This is a genomic window from Acinetobacter sp. ABJ_C4_1 (assembly GCF_044538495.1).
Taxonomy (GTDB): Bacteria; Pseudomonadota; Gammaproteobacteria; order Pseudomonadales; family Moraxellaceae; genus Acinetobacter; species Acinetobacter nosocomialis_A.
The window spans coordinates 145,243-163,412 of sequence record NZ_JBIUCQ010000007.1; the positions used below are offsets into that span (position 1 = coordinate 145,243).

The window sequence follows — 18,170 nt, forward strand, 5'->3', positions numbered from 1 at the left end:
TTAATTTTTAAAGGAGAGCTTGTTATCCTTGCGCGTGAAATTAAGGTGAGACTATGAAATTTATATTCCTCTTTATGAGCGCTATTACTCTTCCATGCTATGCAGCATCTGAAACTATGCAAATGCATTATTGTCAACTTGTGGAAAATGCGGCAAAAGGAGTTATGGATGCAAGACAACATGATGTGCCAGTGACTGAACTACAAGAGATTGCTAGCCATCTTGAAGAAGCAGAGGCAAAGCAGCTTTATCAACAACTCATTGATACAGCATATTCCTCAAAATTATTTGAAGATCCTTTAACCAAGACAAAAGCTGTTGAAGACTTTCAAACTACATGGCATGAAAAATGTTTAACGAAAAGTTCTATAGGCTGAGCTATACATGTAAATCGAACCTACTCATGGAGTAGGTTTTTTTGTTTAGTTAATACAATAAAAAGAAAAGTACTGCAGGTGAAAACATAGATGGGGCTAGATGTTATAAAAATAAGTTCCAAGCTTTCGCATTGCAAAACGGATTTAACGTTTATGACATCATGATGAAAAGATTCTACATAACAAAATATCTATAACAAATTAAAGACTAACCCTGTCATTTAACAATTAAAGCTATGCATTATAGAGAAACTTTGTAGCTTATTTTTACTCTTAATTTAAGCTTAAGGCTGGGGCTTTTAGATATCGGCTAATCGTTAAGTATGTTTGGAGAACATACAATGATAAATCATGAAAGTTTATCTAAAAGTTTAAGTAAAGTTCCAGAAGTCACATTACTGTTCTGGATCATTAAAATTGCTGCTACAACCTTAGGGGAGACTGCTGGTGATGCGCTATCTATGTCCCTTAATTTGGGATATGTAATTAGTACAGCAATTTTCGCAGTGATATTTGCAGTTTTTGTTGGCCTGCAAATTAAAGCCAAACAATATAATTCATTTTTTTATTGGGCGACCATTATTGCCACAACTACATTGGGAACCACAATTGCCGATTTTGTGGATCGGACTTTAGGTGTGGGTTATGCAGGGGGAAGTTTAATATTACTTATTTTATTAGGCCTGTCTCTATTTGTCTGGTATTTAAGCTGCGGCACAATTTCGGTAAAAAGTATTCAATCTGCTAAAAGTGAAGTCTTCTATTGGTTAACTATTATGTTCTCTCAAACATTAGGGACAGCATTGGGTGACTGGACGGCTGATACTCAAGGGTTAGGATATACGAGCGCTGCTTTAATTTTTGGTACTTTATTGCTAGTATTAGCGATCTGCTATTTTTATACTAAAATCTCAAGAACATTATTATTCTGGTTGGCCTTTGTTCTTACTCGACCACTTGGGGCGGTTTTAGGTGATTTCCTCGATAAACCTATTGCACATGGTGGATTAGAGCTAAGTAGATTTACAGCATCTTTTGTTTTATTTGCTTTTATTGTGGTTTGTTTAATGGTCTTTAAACCTAAAGCAGCAGAGACAGCGCATTAACTTAACTGTTAAAAATGACCACATTATTCTGTTGGGTGATGTGGTTTTTTAATGTGAATGCAAAAGGTTAAATGAAATCTTGTTAACACTTTATTTTGGGCGTAAAAAAGCCCTTGCTCGAAAGCTAAGGGCTTAGTCATTCATTGATCTAGCAATGAACTATATAAGGCTCATCTCATACTCAGGTCAGTATATATGAAATTGAGTCAATAAAGAAGGTGATCCATAGCAGATTATCTTGAAGAGTTACAAGCCAAATAACCTTATCAAGAGCTTATCGAATCTGCATATTCTTCAAAGTTATTTGAAGATCCTCTCATTAAGTCAAAAGCTGTTGAGAATTTTCAAACCACAACACTGGCTAAGCGCGGTAAAGAAGGAGAGAAGGTATTAGTTCGGGTTCTTAATATCATGCAAGGCCAACGTTACATCGAAATTTGTGAGCGAAGTCCCACGCAGGAACAATTTTTTTATGGCTGGATTGCTAACTGGATCGGCTAACATGAAAGTCTTCAATTGCAAGCGAACTAGATTGGCTTCATTGCTTACAGTTCTGTGTATCCTGTTTTCAGGTTGCACACTCATACGATATCTACAAAAGTGCATGTCACTGTTTGTGTGCAGTATGTGAATTAAAGTCTTTAGGAAAACGTTTTTTTATAGATGTGCGAATAAGTTAAATTGGTTTAAATTTTCTTTAAATATATTTAATTTTAGCTTTAGTATCTATAAGTTAATATAACGAGCTTTATTGTTATTTTCGTAAAAATAAAAAATAAAATTGTTTTTAAGTTAATGTTTTTTAAAATTATATATATTTTATATTTACATTAATAAGATTGGATACAGAGGCATGATTCATTATTAAATTTATATCATCTACTTTAAATAAGATATTTACTCTTTGCGAAGAATATTCAACGAGCGGTATAAATATGGTTGATTGAAATAATGAATAAATAACCCCCCAACCTTGAATTTACAAGTAGGGATATAGATTGGAAATGTGAAAAAGCTACCCATAGGTAGAAATACTCATGAATTAAGTTAAAGGATATTGGTATGAAAGCTATTTTAACGAAGAAAATTATTAGCTGTATCGCAATTAGTGGTGTTTTAAGCTTCAGTGCATTTGAGATTATGGCAGCGAATCAACAAACTATAAATGATGGGAAGAATCACTCTAAAATATTAAATAAAAACCATGAAAATTTGACTGATAGTCAAATTTTCCAGATATTAAGTACAGCTAATAATGGTGAAATTAAGCAGGCAAAAACTGCATTACCAAAACTAAAAATAGATGAAGCTAAGAAATATGCTGAAATGATGATTAAAGAACATTCAGCCAATGAAAAAAATGCACAAGCTTTGGCAAGTCGGTTACAGTTGATTTCACAAACCAGTAATCTTAGTAAAACGTTGCAAAATGATAGTGATAAAATTGTTAGTAAGCTTAATCAAATAACATCAGATACTGATAAAAATTATATGATGAATCAAGTTAAAGTTCACCGTAAAGTTTTGACGATAATTGATAAGCAGTTAATACCAAACACGAAAAGTTCTGAATTAAAAAATATGCTCGTACAAACACGTGATGCTGTTGCGAAACACCTAAATGCAGCTGAAGATATATTTAAAAATATGAAATAATATATAATTATTATCTTTTAAAAATACATTTAAAAAGCCTAGTATTAATTAACTAGGCTTTTTAAATTGCATATAAATAAAATAATAATTTCTTGTAGGGTAGTGTGAAACTAGAATGTTATGGGTAATGTTTAATCTAGCGAAATATAATGATTATGGGATAAAGAATGATATAATTGTGAAGATTATTTGAATAAGAATTTTTATTAATGAGAAATAATTTCTTTAATTAATAACATCTCCTTACTTAATATGGGTATTTATGAAACATAACTATCCTAAAGGTGAATTATAATAATAATTGTCAAGCATACTTCAAAAGTTCTTTTAATATTCTAGCTCTTTTGAAAGACACTAGATTTTAAAATATAGGGAGTAAGAAAATGGTAAATACAAAACAATCAAATTCAGTTGGTAATCATACGACTCAAAAAGAGCCATCTTCTAATGGTAATGTATCAAATAGCAAACCATTACAAGACATTTCATCCACAATTGATAATGCTCGTCCAGATTTAAACTCTCCACCGACTAATAACAATCATGTACCCGATATGAATGAAGGGGGAGAGAATTTGGTTGCTACAGGTGCAGGAACCTTGGGAGGAGCGGCGGTAGGTGCTGCATTTGGTGTTGTTGGCGGCCCTCCAGGTGCTGTTGTTGGAGGGATTATTGGTGGTGTAGTAGGAGGAATAGCAGGTAATGATATAGCTCAAACAAATAATCAAAAAGATGATAGTAATTCTTGGCAAGAAGAAGATAATTATTGGCGAGAAAACTATAAAAAAATGCCATATTATACTGAAGACAAGAATCTAGAATATGATCGTGATTATCGGGCGGCTTATCGTTTAGGTTATGAAAATCGTGTAGATAATAATGCAGAAATTAATTTTTCCGAGGTTGAATCTAAATTGAAAACTAAATGGGAACAAGTTAAAGGCAGTTCACGTTTACAGTGGGATGAAGCTAAATTTGCTGTAGAAGATGGATTGAAAAAAATTCATCCTTAAGTCATTTAATACTTAGAAAGTCTCCTCAATGGGGGGAGACTTTGCGATAATATACTTTTAAACCAATTTTTAATTTCAATATCAATAAAAACTTAATGATGTGTTTAATCATAAAATATTAATTATATTTTAATTATTCTTTTTTCTTTAGATATTTAAGCATTTGAACAATTAAGCGGGCACTCTTCATTTTTCTGCCTTCTTCTTGATAGTACTGTTCAAAAGGGCATAGAAGGAGATATGGATTTATTCAGGCTCATGATTAGCTTGTTCAGATTATAATTCTAATAATTTTTTTGAGGGTCATTATTCACAATCAGTCGCAGTATCACGAGTAACTATATAACAATTAACTAAATAACACGAACATTGATGCCACGAGTTCCTGTGCTTAACCAGCTTTTGCATCATAATAACAATCTAAATTTTATAGTATCGCTACGGCACTAAAATTCGCGAATCTCTAAATGATATCCACTTTTTGGCATAGTAACAGAAGTATAAAGCGTTTTTTAATATGATTTTTAACTATTCAATCAAGACAGATAATCCATAAAAAAACCACCTAATTCTTTCGAATTAAGTGGTTTTTGAATTTTGGAGCGGGAAACGAGACTCGAACTCGCGACCCCAACCTTGGCAAGGTTATGCTCTACCAACTGAGCTATTCCCGCAATGTGAGCACATTATAGAGTGTTTCATTAAAGTGTCAACACTCTTGTGATCTAATTGAACGTTTAATCAGCACGACGCCAAACTGTACCTTGACGAGTGTCTTCAAGAACTACACCTTGGTCGAGCAAAGACTGACGAATAGCATCTGCTTTCGCAAAGTCTTTAGCTTTTTTCGCATCAACACGTTGTTGAATGAAATCTTCAATTTCAGCATCAGACAAAGCAAGCGCTTCTTGTCCAATATCTGATTTTAAGAAATCATCTACATTGTGTTGTACCAAACCTAAAATGTTGGTGAGGTGACGTAAAGTCGAATAAAGCACAGTTGCTTGGTCAGCTTGCTCTTCTTTTACAGCACGGTTTAACTCTTTGTTGAGTTCAAACAATACTGCCATTGCTTCAGCCGTATTGAAATCGTCACACATTGCGTTGTTAAAGCGTTCAATAAAACTTTGATCAAGCGTTTCAGTTGTCTTTTGACCATACACTTGTTGGTAAGCTTTAAATGAATGATAGAAACGAGTTAAAGAAGTTTTTGCTTCTTTTAGCGCTACATCAGAGAAGTTCACAGGGCTACGGTAGTGTGAAGACACAATAAAGTAGCGAATCACTTCAGGGTGGAACTTTTCCATCACGTCACGAATCGTGAAGAAGTTGCCTAAAGACTTAGACATCTTTTCACCATCAACGTTAATAAAGCCAACATGCATCCAGTAGTTTACATATTGCTCACCAGTTGAAGCTTCACTTTGAGCAATTTCATTTTCATGGTGGGGGAACATTAAATCTGAACCGCCACCATGAATGTCAAAGTGATTGCCTAAGCAGCAAGTCGACATTGCAGAACATTCAATGTGCCAACCCGGACGGCCATTGCCCCAAGGAGATGCCCAAGATGGTTCATTTTCTTTGGCATGTTTCCAAAGCACAAAGTCAAACGGATGTTTCTTCTCAACTTCTACATCAACACGCTCGCTTGCACCAGCTTGCATATCATCAAGCTTACGGCCAGAAAGGCGACCATATTTTTCAAATTTGGTGACTTCAAAATAAACATCGCCGTTTGAAGCAGGGTAAGCAGAACCTTTATTGACCAGATTGCCAATCATATTTTGCATCTGCTCAATATATTCAGTCGCTTTCGGTGCTTCATCTGGAGCTAAACAGCCTAAGTTCGCTGCATCTTCATTCATAGCGTCGATGAAACGAGTGGTGAGTTGTTGGATTGTTTCACCATTTTCATTCGCACGTTTGATGATTTTGTCATCAATGTCGGTAATGTTGCGAATGTAGCGAACTTTCCAGCCTTGACTACGCAAGAAACGGATAATGTAGTCAAATGCAACCATAACTCGAGCATGCCCGATATGACAGTAGTCGTAAACGGTCATACCGCAGACGTACATATCGATGTGACCTTCTTTGCGAGGTACAAATTCAACTTTTTTTCGTTGCTCAGAGTTATATAAAACAAACGGTTGCATAAGGGTTTTCAAACACTCAACAAAAATAGTGTTACATCATAACTGATGCATCATTTTTAAAAAAGTTTTATGCATTAATTTTATAAGCTTGTGAAATCTTATACATTTAAAAACGTGTAACTGATTGAGTTATGCTAGAATGCCCCCAAATCTTTTGATTAAAATCACCGATCTCAATTGAGAGATCAGATCAATTATTTTGAGTCAAACTCGTATGCCTAATCCTACAGATTTCCAAAGCAGTGCATTAGCTACATTGCGTATTGAGCAACAAGCCATAGATGTATTAGCAACACAAATTGATGACCGTTTTAACCGTGCTTGCGAAGTACTGTTGCAGTGTAAAGGTCGTGTTGTGATTACAGGTATGGGTAAATCTGGGCATATTGGTCGAAAAATGGCGGCAACATTTGCCTCTACAGGTACGCCGTCTTTCTTTATGCATCCTGGTGAAGCAGGCCATGGCGATTTAGGCATGCTAGTTCGCGGTGATGTACTTATTGCAATTTCCAACTCAGGAAAAAGCGATGAAATCATGATGCTGATGCCGCTGATTAAACATCTTGGCGTACCGATGATTACCATTAGCCGTGATGATAAAGGCCCAATGCCGCAAAATGCTGATATCGCTTTAACCTTAGGTGAGTCCGACGAAGCTTGTCCTTTAGGTTTGGCACCAACTTCAAGTACGACAGCCACTTTGGTTTTAGGCGATGCTTTAGCGGTAGCTTTACTTGAAGCACGTGGTTTTACTGCTGATGACTTTGCGCGTTCGCATCCCGCAGGTGCATTAGGTAAGCGTTTGCTGTTACATGTAAAACATTTAATGCATACAGGTGAAGAGTTACCAAAAGTTTCACCTGAGACTCCAATGAATCAAGTGCTTTATGAGATTTCAAATAAGCGTTTAGGTTTAACGACAATTGTTGATGAACAAGACCACTTGCTTGGTATTTTTACAGATGGGGACTTACGTCGTCTCATCGATAAACAGCAAGGGTTTGATGTGAATTTACCTGTATCTGAAGTAATGACAAAAAAACCGTCAACTATTTCTCAAGAAGCACGTGCTGTAGAAGCGTTACAACAACTTAACCAGAAAAAAATCAGTCAGTTTGTGGTGGTCGACGACCAAAATAAAGTGATTGGTGTAATTAGTATGCATGATCTTATTCAGGCAGGGGTGAATTAATCCATGGCATCGTATGCATTGTTAGAACAAGCACGTCATTTGCAGGCATTGGTTCTGGATGTCGATGGTATTTTAAGTGATGGCTTTGTGACGTTAACCAACACGGGCGATGAAATTAAATCATTCGATATTCGTGATGGTTTGGGTATGAAACTTGCGCAACAAGCGGGTATGAAAGTCATCATCATTACAGGCCGAAAAAGTAATATCGTTGAGAAACGCATGTCTGACTTAGGTGTTGATTTAGTTTTTCAAGGCCGTGAAGATAAAGGCTCGGCACTTCGCGAAGCTTGTGCACAGTTTAATATTTTGCCTTCAGATTGTTTATATATGGGCGATGATTGGCCAGATCTTTCAGCATTTGCGATTGCTGGAATGAGTGTTACGGTTCCAAATGGACATGAAGAAGTACGTCGCCGTGCGCACTTGGTGACCCAAGCCATGGGTGGTCGTGGAGCTGTTCGTGAAGTCTGTGATATGTTGCTGATCGCAAAAGGCATTTACCAAGAACTTCTTGAAAAATATCTTGCAGTACCGCATTAATAACAAGATTACTTAAAAAGGTAGGCTATTCCTGCTCATGGATACCAGAGTTTTATATATTGTTGCTGTAGTCGTTGCTGCTGTGAGTGGTGGTTACTACTACTATAGTGGCAAGGCAAAAAAACTGGACATTGGTTCGGCGAAGAATATGACTTATTCGGCGCAGGGCGTCCATTTGACTCAAACTGATGACAAAGGCAATTTGTATATTCGTGCTGAAGTTCGTCAGCTTGAGCAGGATATGCAACAAAAAACGTCAAAGTTGGATCAACTTAATGCCTCTATGTATAAATTAGGTAAAGTTGATGCAACATTCTTTGCTAAACAAGCTTATGGCTATGATGATAATCAAAAGGTTGTTTTATCGGGTGATGTGGTCGCAACCAAGATTGCACCTCAAGGAACAATTGAGTTCCAAACCGATGAATTAACTGGTTATCCAAAGACTCGAGATATTGAAACAAATCATCAAGTGATTGTTCAATCTCCACAAGGCGAGTTTGTGAGTAAAGGATTAAAAGGCAATTTGAATAACGGTCAGTACGAATTTTTTAATATTCGAGGAAAGTATGCACCAAAGTCTTAATTTAAAACGTTCTTCAGCTTTCCTAAAACAAGCTGCGGTAATTACATTCGTTGCTTTATCATCTGCTTCGACTTTTGCTTTGCCGTCTGACCGTAATCAACAAATTTCATTGGTTGCAGACCGTGCAACCTATAATGACAAAACTGGTTTGACGACTTACACGGGTAATGTTGTGATTGAGCAAGGTACGATGAAGCTTCAGGCTGACTCAATTGTTGCGAATCTAAACTCGAAACGTGAAATTCAAGTGATTACCGCAAAAGGTCGTCCAGCTAAGTTCCAGCAGCAAATCAATGCCAATAAAGGCGTTGCACGTGGTGAAGGGCAAACGATTGTCTATAATGCAGACACAGGCATTATTACTTTGTCTGGTGGCGCATATTTATATCAAGATGGTTCAAGTATTCGTGGTAACTCTCTGAAATATAGTATGAATAAAGGCGATGTTGAAGCTCAAGGTTCTACTTCAAACCGCGTACAAATTATTATTCCACCTTCAAGTTCTAAAAGTTTCCCAGGAGCGCGTGACTAATGCAGCAAGCTCTTCAACAACCGCAAACTTTGTGTATTAAACACTTAGCCAAAAACTATAGTAAGCGTTGGGTTGTCAAAGACGTCTCTTTTAGTATGCAAAGTGGACAGATTGTTGGTTTGCTTGGTCCTAACGGTGCCGGAAAAACGACCAGTTTCTATATGGTCGTTGGACTCGTGCGTATGGATAAGGGTGAGATTCATCTGGATGACTTGGATATGTCAGACCTAGCGATGCATGAACGCGCGCGTAAAGGTATTGGTTATTTACCTCAAGAAGCTTCTATCTTTAGAAAATTGACGATTGCTGAAAATATTATGTCGATCTTAGAGACGCGTAAAGATTTGAATAAGCAGCAACGTCAACAACGTCTTCATGAGTTGCTCAATGACTTTAAAATTAGCCATATTAAAGACTCATTAGGAATGAGTGTGTCGGGTGGTGAACGCCGCCGTGCGGAAATTGCGCGTGCTTTGGCAGCAGACCCTAAATTTATGCTCTTGGATGAACCGTTTGCTGGTGTCGACCCAATTTCAGTGGGTGATATTAAAGATATTATCCAGACTTTAAAAGACCGTGGCATTGGTGTACTCATTACCGATCACAATGTACGTGAAACTTTAGCGATCTGTGAGCGTGCTTATATCGTAAGTGAAGGCTCAGTGATTGCTGAAGGCACACCACAAGAAATTTTAGACAACGAACAAGTACGTAAAGTCTATTTAGGTGATGATTTTACAGTTTAATTAAAGTCATTAATCTAATTGGTTAAAAAGAGGTCAAGGCCTCTTTTTTGTTTTTTGATGTTTTATAAATAAAAACAACTACATATACCACTCATTTAATAAAAAAATAATGTGTGATTTATTCGACCAATTATGCTGTTTTCGTTGAAAAACTATGTAGAATGGAGATGCTTTTAAACGATAACAAACAAGATCAACAAGATAAGCATGATTGGATATAACCAAAGAAAAGTAGAAGGGAAATGTAGAAAGCAGGCTTTCCTGAAAGGGCTGATGCTTCTAAGTACACTACATGTACCTGTTGTGATATATGCTGCTAAACCAAGTGAGCAATACCACACCCTGAAAGAAAACTTGTCACAACTTTTTGTCCCTAAAAGTAGTGATGATTTCAAAGTTGCCAAGATGCACGAGCTTAGTAATTTCAAGCTAGATCGTTCTATTGTGCAGGAATTTCCAACTGTTCAACTTAATGATAAGTCGGCTTCATCTTTTTCCAACTTGCCATCTCGAACGATGACATTGCAAGATGCGGTAAAAATTGCCATTCAACGTAGTCCAGATATTTCACAATCTATTGCAACTTTAGCGGGTCAAAATTCAGGAGTTGACGTTGCTAAAGCCGGTTACTATCCCCAGCTAGCAGGCGGGATTTCAACTGGTGATTTAAGCAGTGGAGAGCGTGGTAGGCAGCTACTTACTTTAAGTGCCACTCAAATGCTTTATGACTTTGGTAAAGTCAAATCAGGTGTTGATGTTGAGCAAGCTAAGGTTCAAGTTGAACAAGCCAATGTTTTGGTCAGTGTTGATACTCTAGCTTTGGATGTTGCACAAACTATTGTGAATATTCAGCGTTATCTTCAGCTTAATAAAATTGCTGAGCAGCAAATTGCCGGTATTCAACGTATTCAAGATATTGCTAACCTACGTGCAAATGCTGGTGTCGCGAGTCAGGCAGACCCAATTCAGGCGCAGTCATACTTACAAGCAGCGCAGTCTACCTTGATTGCCCAGCAATCCTTATTACGTCAATATCAACAGCATTTAAGAACGCTACTTGGTGCAGATGTTACTCGTACTGGATGGATTATTTCCGAAGATCTAGTCAAGCAATCTGATCTTTATGGTGAGCCTGAGTTCAATACTATTCCTAAAATGATTGCCGCACAGGCAAGTGTTGAGGTCGCTAAAGCACAAAAAGAACAAACCCGTTTAACACGCTATCCGACCTTAGCAGTGAAAGGCTCAGTCAGTCAGGCGCTTAACGGTAAAAACCCAAATAATGACAAGGATGATGGTTTATATAGTTCAGTTATGCTTGAAGCAACAAGTCAGTTTTACCAAGGTGGTGCAACCGCTTCACAAGTAAAAATGGCAAGTTATGCAGAAGAAGCGGCTAAATCTAAAGTCAATTCTGTCTATCTGGATGTACTGGATAAGATTAGAACAAGTCGTGAACAAATTGAAAATAAACAACGTCAAATGCAGGTTTTAGTGAGCCGCCAAGCAACGACAGTTCGTACACGTGAACTTTACCAAGAACAATATAAGCTCGGTACTCGCTCACTGGTCGATTTATTAAATGCTGAACAAGCCATTCATAGTGCAAACTCAGAACTCGAATCAGCACGTTATGACATTTATAACAGTATTGTTCAGTACATAGAAGCAACAGGACGTTCCCGCCAAGCCTATGGCTTAAATAATATTTCAATTCAGGGGTTCGAAGTACAACCATGATGACAAAAATAAATTACCAGCCTTGGTTACAGGCGGTCTTAACTATTGCCAAACACTATCGAATAGAACCGTCAGAAGAAAGAATTCGTTTACAACTTGATTGGAACCAAAACCAGAATCTAGATGATGTCTTACAGTTAATGACACGTCAGGTCGGTTTAAATCTTCGTAAAGCTCCATTTTCTTTAGACTTGTTAAATCCATGGCGTTTGCCGGTTATGGTAGAGTTTAATGATGGGCAAGTTGGTGTAATCGATAAAGCAGATACGCAAGGCAACGTCAGTATCCAGTTCAGTGGAGATCAGGGCCTTTCTCAAAATTTATCATTAGACGTTTTAAAAACGACGCTGAAAAACGTCTATATTTTGCGTCCAGAAACGTCTATTCCAGATGCGCGTATTGATGAATATATCAAGCCATACGAAGCAAACTGGTTCTGGTCCATCGTTTTAAGAGACTGGAAGCGTTATATCGATATTATGTTTGCCTCTTTAATTGCCAATATTTTGGCACTGGCAACCATTATTTTTTCAATGCAAGTCTATGACCGTGTTGTGCCATCTCAGTCGATTCCGACTTTATGGGTGCTGGCAGGTGGTGTACTGATCGCGGCTCTTTTTGAGTTTACCTTGCGTGTTTCGAGGGTATATTTATCTGATATTATTGGTAAACGAGCCGACTTACGTGTCTCAGACCGTGTATTTGGCCATGCTTTACGCATTAAAAATAAAGATCGCTCGAAATCTACAGGTAGTTTTATTTCCCAGATTCGTGAACTCGAAGGTGTTCGTGAACTGGTGACTTCGACCACCATTAGTGCAATTGCCGATTTCCCATTCTTTTTCTTGTTCCTGATTATCTTTGCGATTATTGGTGGGAAAATATTCTGGGTCATGCTGCTTGTTGTGCCTCTTATGATCTTGCCGGGTATTCTGGTGCAAAAGAAATTGGCTCAGCTTGCTCAAGAAGGTATGAGAGAATCTTCAATCCGGAACGCAATTCTTGTAGAAGCGGTGCAGGGTATTGAAGACATCAAGCTATTACGCGCTGAATCACGTTTCCAAAATCAGTGGAACCACATGAATGAAGTTTCAGCCGACATTGGTATGAAACAGCGTAAAATTGTGGGTACCTTAATGGCTTGGACCCAAATGGTTCAGGGGTTAACTTACGCTATTGTGGTGTTAGTTGGCTGTTTTGCGGTAATGGAAGGGGAAATGACCACGGGTGCGCTCGTTGCGTGTTCAATTCTTTCGTCACGCATGTTAGCACCAATTGCCCAAATTACAGGGGTTTTAGGTCGTTTACAGCAAGCAAAAGTTGCGAAACAAAGTCTCGATGAGCTCATGCAACGTCCAATTGATCAGGCTGATCGTGCTCATTTAGTTCATAAAGCTGTTTTAAACGGTAATTACGAATTAAAAAATGTAATGTTCCAATATGGTGATGACGACCCAAAACCAAGTCTTGCAATTCGTCATTTGCAAATTCGTGCGGGTGAAAAAATTGCAGTTTTAGGCCGTAATGGTGCTGGTAAGTCAACCTTGCTTCAGCTTTTATCTGGCATGCAATCTCCAACTCAAGGTGCTGTGCATTTAGATGGTTTAGATCTTTCTTTAATTGACCCATCAGATGTACGCCGTGATATGGGACTACTAAACCAAAATGCCCATTTATTCTACGGAACAATCCGTGAAAACCTGACCTTAGGTGCACCGCTTGCAACCGATGAAGATATTCTTCGTGCTTTGGTCGTGACAGGTGCATTACCTTTCATTCAAGAGAAGAAAGAAGGGTTAGATCACTTAATTTTAGAAGGTGGTGTCGGTTTCTCTGGTGGTCAAAAACAAGCTTTATTACTTGCACGTTTATTAATTCGTCAACCGAATATTCTATTGCTCGATGAACCAACAGCAGCCATTGATGATGTTGCCGAGAAGCAACTGATTGACCATCTTAAAGGATGGTTGGCGCATCGTACATTGATTGTGGCAACGCACCGCCGCGCTGTTTTAGAATTGGTTGATCGTATTATTGTCGTGAATGAGGGCAAGATCGTAATGGATGGGCCAAGGGATCAAGTACTTAATCAATCAACAGCCCAACAAAAACAAGTAAGTCAAGGGGGATAATTCATGAGCGAACAACAACAAGAACTCACCCGTTCAATGAATGTATCTTATAGTGAACCACCATTACCGCGTGCCAGTTTAGTGATTTGGATTGTAGGTATTGGGCTCGTTAGTTTGTTTATTTGGGCATGGTTTTTCCAGTTAGAAGAAGTATCTACAGGTACAGGTAAAGTTATTCCATCGTCTAAAGAACAGGTCATCCAGTCTTTAGAAGGCGGTATTTTAACTAAGCTGAATGTACAAGAGGGTGACATTGTTCAAAAGGGAGAAATCCTTGCTCAATTGGACCCAACCCGTTTTGCGTCAAATGTAGGTGAGTCGAGATCTTTATTGATTGCAGCTCAGGCAACAGCAGCGCGTTTACGTGCAGAAGTAAACGGTACACCGTTAGTTTTTCCTGAAATTGTCGCGAAAGATCCAAAGCTCGTGCATGAAGAAACAGCATTGTATGAGTCTCGTAGAGCTGATTTACAGCAAACGCTTTCAGGTTTAAAGCAAGCATTAGAGCTGGTTCAACAAGAACTCGCTATGACTGAACCTTTGGTTGCTAAAGGAGCTGCCAGTGAAGTTGAGGTCTTACGCTTACGCCGTGAAGCGAATGATTTACGCAATAAAATGAACGATGCACGTAACCAATACTACGTTAAAGCTCGTGAAGAGTTATCTAAAGCAAATACTGATAGCCAAACTCAACAACAAGTCGTGATGGGGCGTAATGATAGTTTAGAGCGTGCTGTATTTAGAGCACCTGTGCGTGGCGTTGTAAAAGAAATTACAGTGACAACGCATGGTGGTGTCGTTCCGCAAAATGGTAAGTTAATGACGATTGTTCCAATTGATGAACAGTTGCTCATTGAAGCACGTATTTTGCCACGTGACATTGCGTTCATTCGTCCTGGTCAAGAAGCTTTAGTGAAGATTACAGCTTATGACTATTCAATTTATGGTGGCTTAAAAGGTAAAGTTACCGTTATTTCTCCAGACACGATTCGTGATGAAGTTAAACAAGATCAATTCTACTATCGCGTTTATATCCGAACTGATACAGACAAGCTCTACAATAAACAAGGTAAAGCTTTTGGTATTACACCGGGTATGGTGGCAACGGTAGATATTCGTACTGGTGAGAAAACTGTACTCGATTACTTGCTTAAACCGTTTAATAAAGCGAAAGAAGCATTACGAGAAAGATAACAGAAGAGGCCCCGAAATTCGGGGCTTTTTTTATAGGTTTGCTTCTACTAAATTCACGCTATAATTTGATTTTTATTATGCTTTATTTAATTTATGGCTTTTACGATTGCAGCACAGGTTACATTTGAAGAAGAAATTAAAAAAAGTAGATTTCAGGCGATTGCTGCGCCAGTAGAAAATGAACAGCAAGTGAAAGAATTTTTAGAACTAAATAAAGATATATCGACCACCCATCAATGTTGGGCGTGGAAAATTGGACATAACGTTCGCTTTAATGATGATGGTGAGCCATCTGGTACAGCAGGACGTCCAATCTTGGCTACGATTGAAGGTAATGACTTAACGAATATCATCGTTATGGTGAACCGCTGGTATGGCGGTATAAAACTGGGAACAGGTGGTTTAGTACGGGCTTATGGCGGTTGTGCTGGGCAATCATTATTATTAGCTGAGCGAATTGAACTCATTGCAAAGAAAACCATTCACTTTTCTTGTCATTTTAATGAATGGGCGATTTTTCAATATGAGCTTACGCAGCAGCAAATAGAATATCAGGAAACTTATACCGCAACAGGTGTAGATATTGAAGCGAGACTGCAAGTCCACCAAATTGAACCCCTTGCTTTGAAACTCCGCGATGTCACTCGTGGCCGTGAAGAATTAAAAGTTGAGGAGGAATTAACTGATGACTGACTCCTTACTCAAATACCGTGAGCAACATAAGCACCGTTTAAATTATATGCCATGGCTATATTGGACGCTAAAGCCTAAACATCGTGCTTGGGCAGAAGAATGGCAAAAAGAATATCAGGCTTATTTAATGGATATGGAAACAGTTGAGATAGGAGAGAACTGTTTTATTTCACCGTTAGCCCATATTTTTGCCGAGCCGGGTCGCAAAATTACGATTGGTGATAATTGCTTTATTGCTGCTGACTGTAGTTTGCATGGACCGCTTGAGATTGGTAACGAAGTCGCAATTAACCATCATTGTATTTTAGATGGTGGTCGAGCTGGCATCAAACTACATGATCAAGTGCGTATAGCTGCTTATTGTCATCTCTATGCATTTGATCATGGTATGCAACTAGACCGTCCACTTTACCAACAACCTGTTCGGTCTCAGGGAATCGAAATTGAAAAAGATGTTTGGCTGGGGGCGCATGTTGGAATTAAAGACGGTATTAAAATTGGTAAACATGCTGTTATTGGTATGAATAGTATGGTCACCAAGGATGTTGAACCCTACCATATTGTGGGGGGAAACCCAGCAAAATTTATCCGTTTAAGAGAATAATACAGTCTTAAGAGTGTAATAAAATGTTTGATCTATAAACAAAAAAGCGGATTTTAATACATAAACCTTAACATACGGATTTTTATCTATGTTAAGTTAAAGCTAAGTTATAGAAAAATCTCCAAGGCAAATAGACCTGAAGAAGAGAGGCAAAAATGAACCGTGTGATTGCGTGTATTGACTCATCACCTTGTATTAATGCTATTGCAGATGCAGCGGCTTGGGTTGCGAAAGCGACTGGACGAGAGCTTGTGTTATTACAAATTCTAGATTATTACCCAGCAAGTTATCACTTAGGTGAAATTAGCGGTGTAATCGGCTTTGAAAGCAATGCAATGTTGCTTAAAGAGTTGGCTGAATTAGAGCAAAAACAAAGTGAACTCGCTTTAGATTACAGCAATAATTTACTCAGACATATCTCTGACTTAATTAAAGAAAAACACGGTATCACCTGCTCAAAAATTCAGGAAAAAGGGGATTTTTTAGAGCAAAGTTTTAATCTCTTACATGAAAACGATATTGTTATTTTGGGTAGGGTGGGTGAACGAGCTGCCGAAAAACATAAACCTATTGGTAGTAATGTCGAGAACTTTATTCGAGGCGCAAATTGCACAGTTTTGACCATTGGCGAAAACTTCAAAGTACCGACTCGTTTCATATTCGCTTATGAATATTCTCCTACGTGTCAAAAAATGATGCGCCGCATTGCACAAAGTGATCTCTTACGGACTTTACAGTGCCATTTAGTGTATGTGGGCGACCATCCTGAAATATTGAATGAGCCAGAGCATTACCTGAAAGAAGCAGGCCTAGATGTAGTGACCGTTTACCGATATGGTGATGTAGCCCAAAATATTCTTGAATACCAACAAGAGCACGGCATTCAAATTATTGTGCTCGGTGCATTTAGCCATAGCAAAATTCATCAGTTCTTCTTGGGAAGTATTGCAACGACCATCTTCCGGAACGCGACTGTGCCTTTACTTGTTGCTAAATGATGAGATCAGCATATAGTTATCCGCAAATCTTGTGGATAACTATATGGAAAAGCAAGGGTAATAAAAGTAATTGATTGATTATAAATAATAAAATAAAAAAGATGATTTTTTGATCATTATTTCACAATTGCAATCGCGAAGCCGTCATGACCTTTTGAGCCAACCGTTTGCAAAGCTGTGCAAGACAGAATTTGCGGGTGGTTTTCTAGAGCTTTAAAGGTTTCACGGATACCTTCAATACTTGGTTTTTTGTTTTCAGGATTCAAAATATCACCAGCACGAATGACATTGTCTAGCACAATAATCGTGCCTGATTTTGAGAACTTAAGGCTGAGTTCTAGATATTCCGGATAGCCCTGTTTATCAGCATCAATGAAAATAAAATCAAAAGGTTCAATTGACTGTGGGTCAATTGCAGAAAGTATATCTGCAGCGCGACCTGCTTTTAGCTCAACTTTTACAGGAAGATTAGCATGGTCGATATTTTTTTGAGCCATTTCTGCGTGAGTATCACGGCCTTCAATGGTAAGTAAATAGCCATCTTCAGGGAGTGCACGTCCTAACCAAATCGTACTGTAAGCAGCAAAGGTTCCAATTTCTAAGACACGCTTGCACTTATTCATCTGAATGAGCATTTGCAAGAACATCCCTTGGTTTGGAGCAACTGCAAGATGATTTGAAAAGCCGTGTTCGTCGGTATTTTTTAATGCAAAGTCGAGTCGAGGATCTTCGGGAATTAAATGTGAGTCGATATATTCGTCAATGTCTGTCCACAACTGCTGCATAGTCAAATTTACCTGTATGTTGATAGGCGTATTTTAAACGTTTATGACTAGAGTGCAAAAATCTTCGGATTAAGAAATTTTGGTTGATTAGGGAATGAACAAATTAGCAGTTAA

The 18,170-nt window shown here is 38.1% G+C and carries 17 protein-coding genes, 1 tRNA gene and 1 pseudogene; 16 read left to right on the forward strand and 3 right to left on the reverse strand.

Features of this window, described 5'->3' with window-relative positions:
- The first annotated feature begins 53 nt into the window (after positions 1 to 53).
- The 5 genes and pseudogenes from ACIF8R_RS10960 (at position 54) to ACIF8R_RS10980 (ending at position 4,152) form a co-directional block, all read left to right on the forward strand.
- Entirely contained in the window at positions 54 to 377 is a 324-nt protein-coding gene (locus ACIF8R_RS10960) for a hypothetical protein (RefSeq protein ID WP_396480721.1), read from the forward strand.
- Between the two features lie 341 nt (positions 378 to 718).
- On the forward strand, positions 719 to 1,483 hold the full coding sequence (locus ACIF8R_RS10965) for a hypothetical protein (protein WP_284087536.1): 765 nt from the start codon (positions 719 to 721) through the stop codon (positions 1,481 to 1,483).
- A 351-nt stretch (positions 1,484 to 1,834) separates the two neighbouring features.
- A pseudogene (locus ACIF8R_RS10970) lies at positions 1,835 to 1,984 on the forward strand (putative peptidoglycan-binding domain-containing protein); the annotation flags it as partial.
- A gap of 561 nt (positions 1,985 to 2,545) precedes the next feature.
- Positions 2,546 to 3,139: a DUF4142 domain-containing protein gene (locus ACIF8R_RS10975; RefSeq protein WP_396480723.1), complete on the forward strand. Its 594-nt coding sequence runs from the start codon at positions 2,546 to 2,548 to the stop codon at positions 3,137 to 3,139.
- 383 nt (positions 3,140 to 3,522) lie between these two features.
- Positions 3,523 to 4,152: a hypothetical protein gene (locus ACIF8R_RS10980; protein ID WP_396480725.1), complete on the forward strand. Its 630-nt coding sequence runs from the start codon at positions 3,523 to 3,525 to the stop codon at positions 4,150 to 4,152.
- 598 nt (positions 4,153 to 4,750) lie between these two features.
- Here ACIF8R_RS10980 and ACIF8R_RS10985 read toward each other — a convergent pair.
- Both ACIF8R_RS10985 and cysS read right to left on the reverse strand, forming a co-directional pair.
- Positions 4,751 to 4,826: transfer RNA gene (locus ACIF8R_RS10985), tRNA-Gly, on the reverse strand.
- Between the two features lie 63 nt (positions 4,827 to 4,889).
- Positions 4,890 to 6,311, reverse strand: a complete 1,422-nt coding sequence (gene cysS / locus ACIF8R_RS10990) for a cysteine--tRNA ligase (RefSeq protein WP_396480727.1) — start codon at positions 6,309 to 6,311, stop codon at positions 4,890 to 4,892.
- A 214-nt stretch (positions 6,312 to 6,525) separates the two neighbouring features.
- On the opposite strand from cysS, the gene ACIF8R_RS10995 reads away from it, so the two are divergent.
- The 11 genes from ACIF8R_RS10995 (at position 6,526) to ACIF8R_RS11045 (ending at position 17,271) form a co-directional block, all read left to right on the forward strand.
- The gene (locus ACIF8R_RS10995) at positions 6,526 to 7,503 is read left to right on the forward strand and encodes an SIS domain-containing protein (protein WP_039248373.1); all 978 of its coding nucleotides are present in this window, start codon (positions 6,526 to 6,528) and stop codon (positions 7,501 to 7,503) included.
- A 3-nt stretch (positions 7,504 to 7,506) separates the two neighbouring features.
- On the forward strand, positions 7,507 to 8,046 hold the full coding sequence (locus ACIF8R_RS11000; RefSeq protein ID WP_151763637.1) for an HAD family hydrolase: 540 nt from the start codon (positions 7,507 to 7,509) through the stop codon (positions 8,044 to 8,046).
- A gap of 37 nt (positions 8,047 to 8,083) precedes the next feature.
- The gene (lptC, locus tag ACIF8R_RS11005; RefSeq protein ID WP_263613331.1) at positions 8,084 to 8,632 is read left to right on the forward strand and encodes an LPS export ABC transporter periplasmic protein LptC; all 549 of its coding nucleotides are present in this window, start codon (positions 8,084 to 8,086) and stop codon (positions 8,630 to 8,632) included.
- Entirely contained in the window at positions 8,616 to 9,164 is a 549-nt protein-coding gene (gene lptA / locus ACIF8R_RS11010) for a lipopolysaccharide transport periplasmic protein LptA (RefSeq protein ID WP_343569285.1), read from the forward strand. The genes lptC and lptA overlap by 17 nt, the downstream gene beginning before the upstream one ends.
- On the forward strand, positions 9,164 to 9,910 hold the full coding sequence (lptB, locus tag ACIF8R_RS11015; RefSeq protein WP_002051056.1) for an LPS export ABC transporter ATP-binding protein: 747 nt from the start codon (positions 9,164 to 9,166) through the stop codon (positions 9,908 to 9,910). The genes lptA and lptB overlap by 1 nt, the downstream gene beginning before the upstream one ends.
- Before the next feature lie 273 nt (positions 9,911 to 10,183).
- Positions 10,184 to 11,650, forward strand: a complete 1,467-nt coding sequence (locus ACIF8R_RS11020) for a TolC family protein (protein ID WP_396480752.1) — start codon at positions 10,184 to 10,186, stop codon at positions 11,648 to 11,650.
- Positions 11,647 to 13,782 (forward strand): type I secretion system permease/ATPase, encoded by a 2,136-nt coding sequence (locus tag ACIF8R_RS11025; protein ID WP_263613334.1) that lies wholly within the window; start codon positions 11,647 to 11,649, stop codon positions 13,780 to 13,782. Before ACIF8R_RS11020 ends, ACIF8R_RS11025 begins: the two co-directional genes overlap by 4 nt.
- Positions 13,783 to 13,785: 3 nt before the next feature.
- Positions 13,786 to 14,976 (forward strand): HlyD family efflux transporter periplasmic adaptor subunit, encoded by a 1,191-nt coding sequence (locus ACIF8R_RS11030; protein ID WP_263613335.1) that lies wholly within the window; start codon positions 13,786 to 13,788, stop codon positions 14,974 to 14,976.
- A 93-nt stretch (positions 14,977 to 15,069) separates the two neighbouring features.
- Positions 15,070 to 15,669: an IMPACT family protein gene (locus ACIF8R_RS11035; RefSeq protein WP_396480730.1), complete on the forward strand. Its 600-nt coding sequence runs from the start codon at positions 15,070 to 15,072 to the stop codon at positions 15,667 to 15,669.
- Positions 15,662 to 16,273, forward strand: a complete 612-nt coding sequence (locus ACIF8R_RS11040) for an acyltransferase (protein ID WP_311087953.1) — start codon at positions 15,662 to 15,664, stop codon at positions 16,271 to 16,273. The genes ACIF8R_RS11035 and ACIF8R_RS11040 overlap by 8 nt, the downstream gene beginning before the upstream one ends.
- A 155-nt stretch (positions 16,274 to 16,428) precedes the next feature.
- Complete coding sequence (locus tag ACIF8R_RS11045; protein ID WP_263613338.1) at positions 16,429 to 17,271, forward strand: universal stress protein; 843 nt, start codon at positions 16,429 to 16,431, stop codon at positions 17,269 to 17,271.
- 116 nt (positions 17,272 to 17,387) lie between these two features.
- On the opposite strand, the gene ACIF8R_RS11050 is transcribed toward ACIF8R_RS11045, so the two are convergent.
- Positions 17,388 to 18,056: an O-methyltransferase gene (locus tag ACIF8R_RS11050; RefSeq protein WP_002051063.1), complete on the reverse strand. Its 669-nt coding sequence runs from the start codon at positions 18,054 to 18,056 to the stop codon at positions 17,388 to 17,390.
- Positions 18,057 to 18,170 lie beyond the last annotated feature (114 nt).

Bases quoted from the DNA above. Each gene is read 5' to 3' on its own strand.
- lptB (WP_002051056.1), top strand. From the start codon at position 9,164: ATGCAGCAAGCTCTTCAACAACCGCAAACTTTGTGTATTAAACACTTA.
- ACIF8R_RS10980 (WP_396480725.1), top strand. From the start codon at position 3,523: ATGGTAAATACAAAACAATCAAATTCAGTTGGTAATCATACGACTCAA.
- ACIF8R_RS11020 (WP_396480752.1), top strand. From the start codon at position 10,184: ATGCTTCTAAGTACACTACATGTACCTGTTGTGATATATGCTGCTAAA.
- ACIF8R_RS10960 (WP_396480721.1), top strand. From the start codon at position 54: ATGAAATTTATATTCCTCTTTATGAGCGCTATTACTCTTCCATGCTAT.
- ACIF8R_RS11000 (WP_151763637.1), top strand. From the start codon at position 7,507: ATGGCATCGTATGCATTGTTAGAACAAGCACGTCATTTGCAGGCATTG.
- lptC (WP_263613331.1), top strand. From the start codon at position 8,084: ATGGATACCAGAGTTTTATATATTGTTGCTGTAGTCGTTGCTGCTGTG.
- lptA (WP_343569285.1), top strand. From the start codon at position 8,616: ATGCACCAAAGTCTTAATTTAAAACGTTCTTCAGCTTTCCTAAAACAA.
- ACIF8R_RS11040 (WP_311087953.1), top strand. From the start codon at position 15,662: ATGACTGACTCCTTACTCAAATACCGTGAGCAACATAAGCACCGTTTA.
- ACIF8R_RS11050 (WP_002051063.1), bottom strand. From the start codon at position 18,056: ATGCAGCAGTTGTGGACAGACATTGACGAATATATCGACTCACATTTA.
- ACIF8R_RS11045 (WP_263613338.1), top strand. From the start codon at position 16,429: ATGAACCGTGTGATTGCGTGTATTGACTCATCACCTTGTATTAATGCT.
- cysS (WP_396480727.1), bottom strand. From the start codon at position 6,311: ATGCAACCGTTTGTTTTATATAACTCTGAGCAACGAAAAAAAGTTGAA.
- ACIF8R_RS10965 (WP_284087536.1), top strand. From the start codon at position 719: ATGATAAATCATGAAAGTTTATCTAAAAGTTTAAGTAAAGTTCCAGAA.
- ACIF8R_RS10975 (WP_396480723.1), top strand. From the start codon at position 2,546: ATGAAAGCTATTTTAACGAAGAAAATTATTAGCTGTATCGCAATTAGT.
- ACIF8R_RS10995 (WP_039248373.1), top strand. From the start codon at position 6,526: ATGCCTAATCCTACAGATTTCCAAAGCAGTGCATTAGCTACATTGCGT.
- ACIF8R_RS11035 (WP_396480730.1), top strand. From the start codon at position 15,070: ATGGCTTTTACGATTGCAGCACAGGTTACATTTGAAGAAGAAATTAAA.
- ACIF8R_RS11025 (WP_263613334.1), top strand. From the start codon at position 11,647: ATGATGACAAAAATAAATTACCAGCCTTGGTTACAGGCGGTCTTAACT.
- ACIF8R_RS11030 (WP_263613335.1), top strand. From the start codon at position 13,786: ATGAGCGAACAACAACAAGAACTCACCCGTTCAATGAATGTATCTTAT.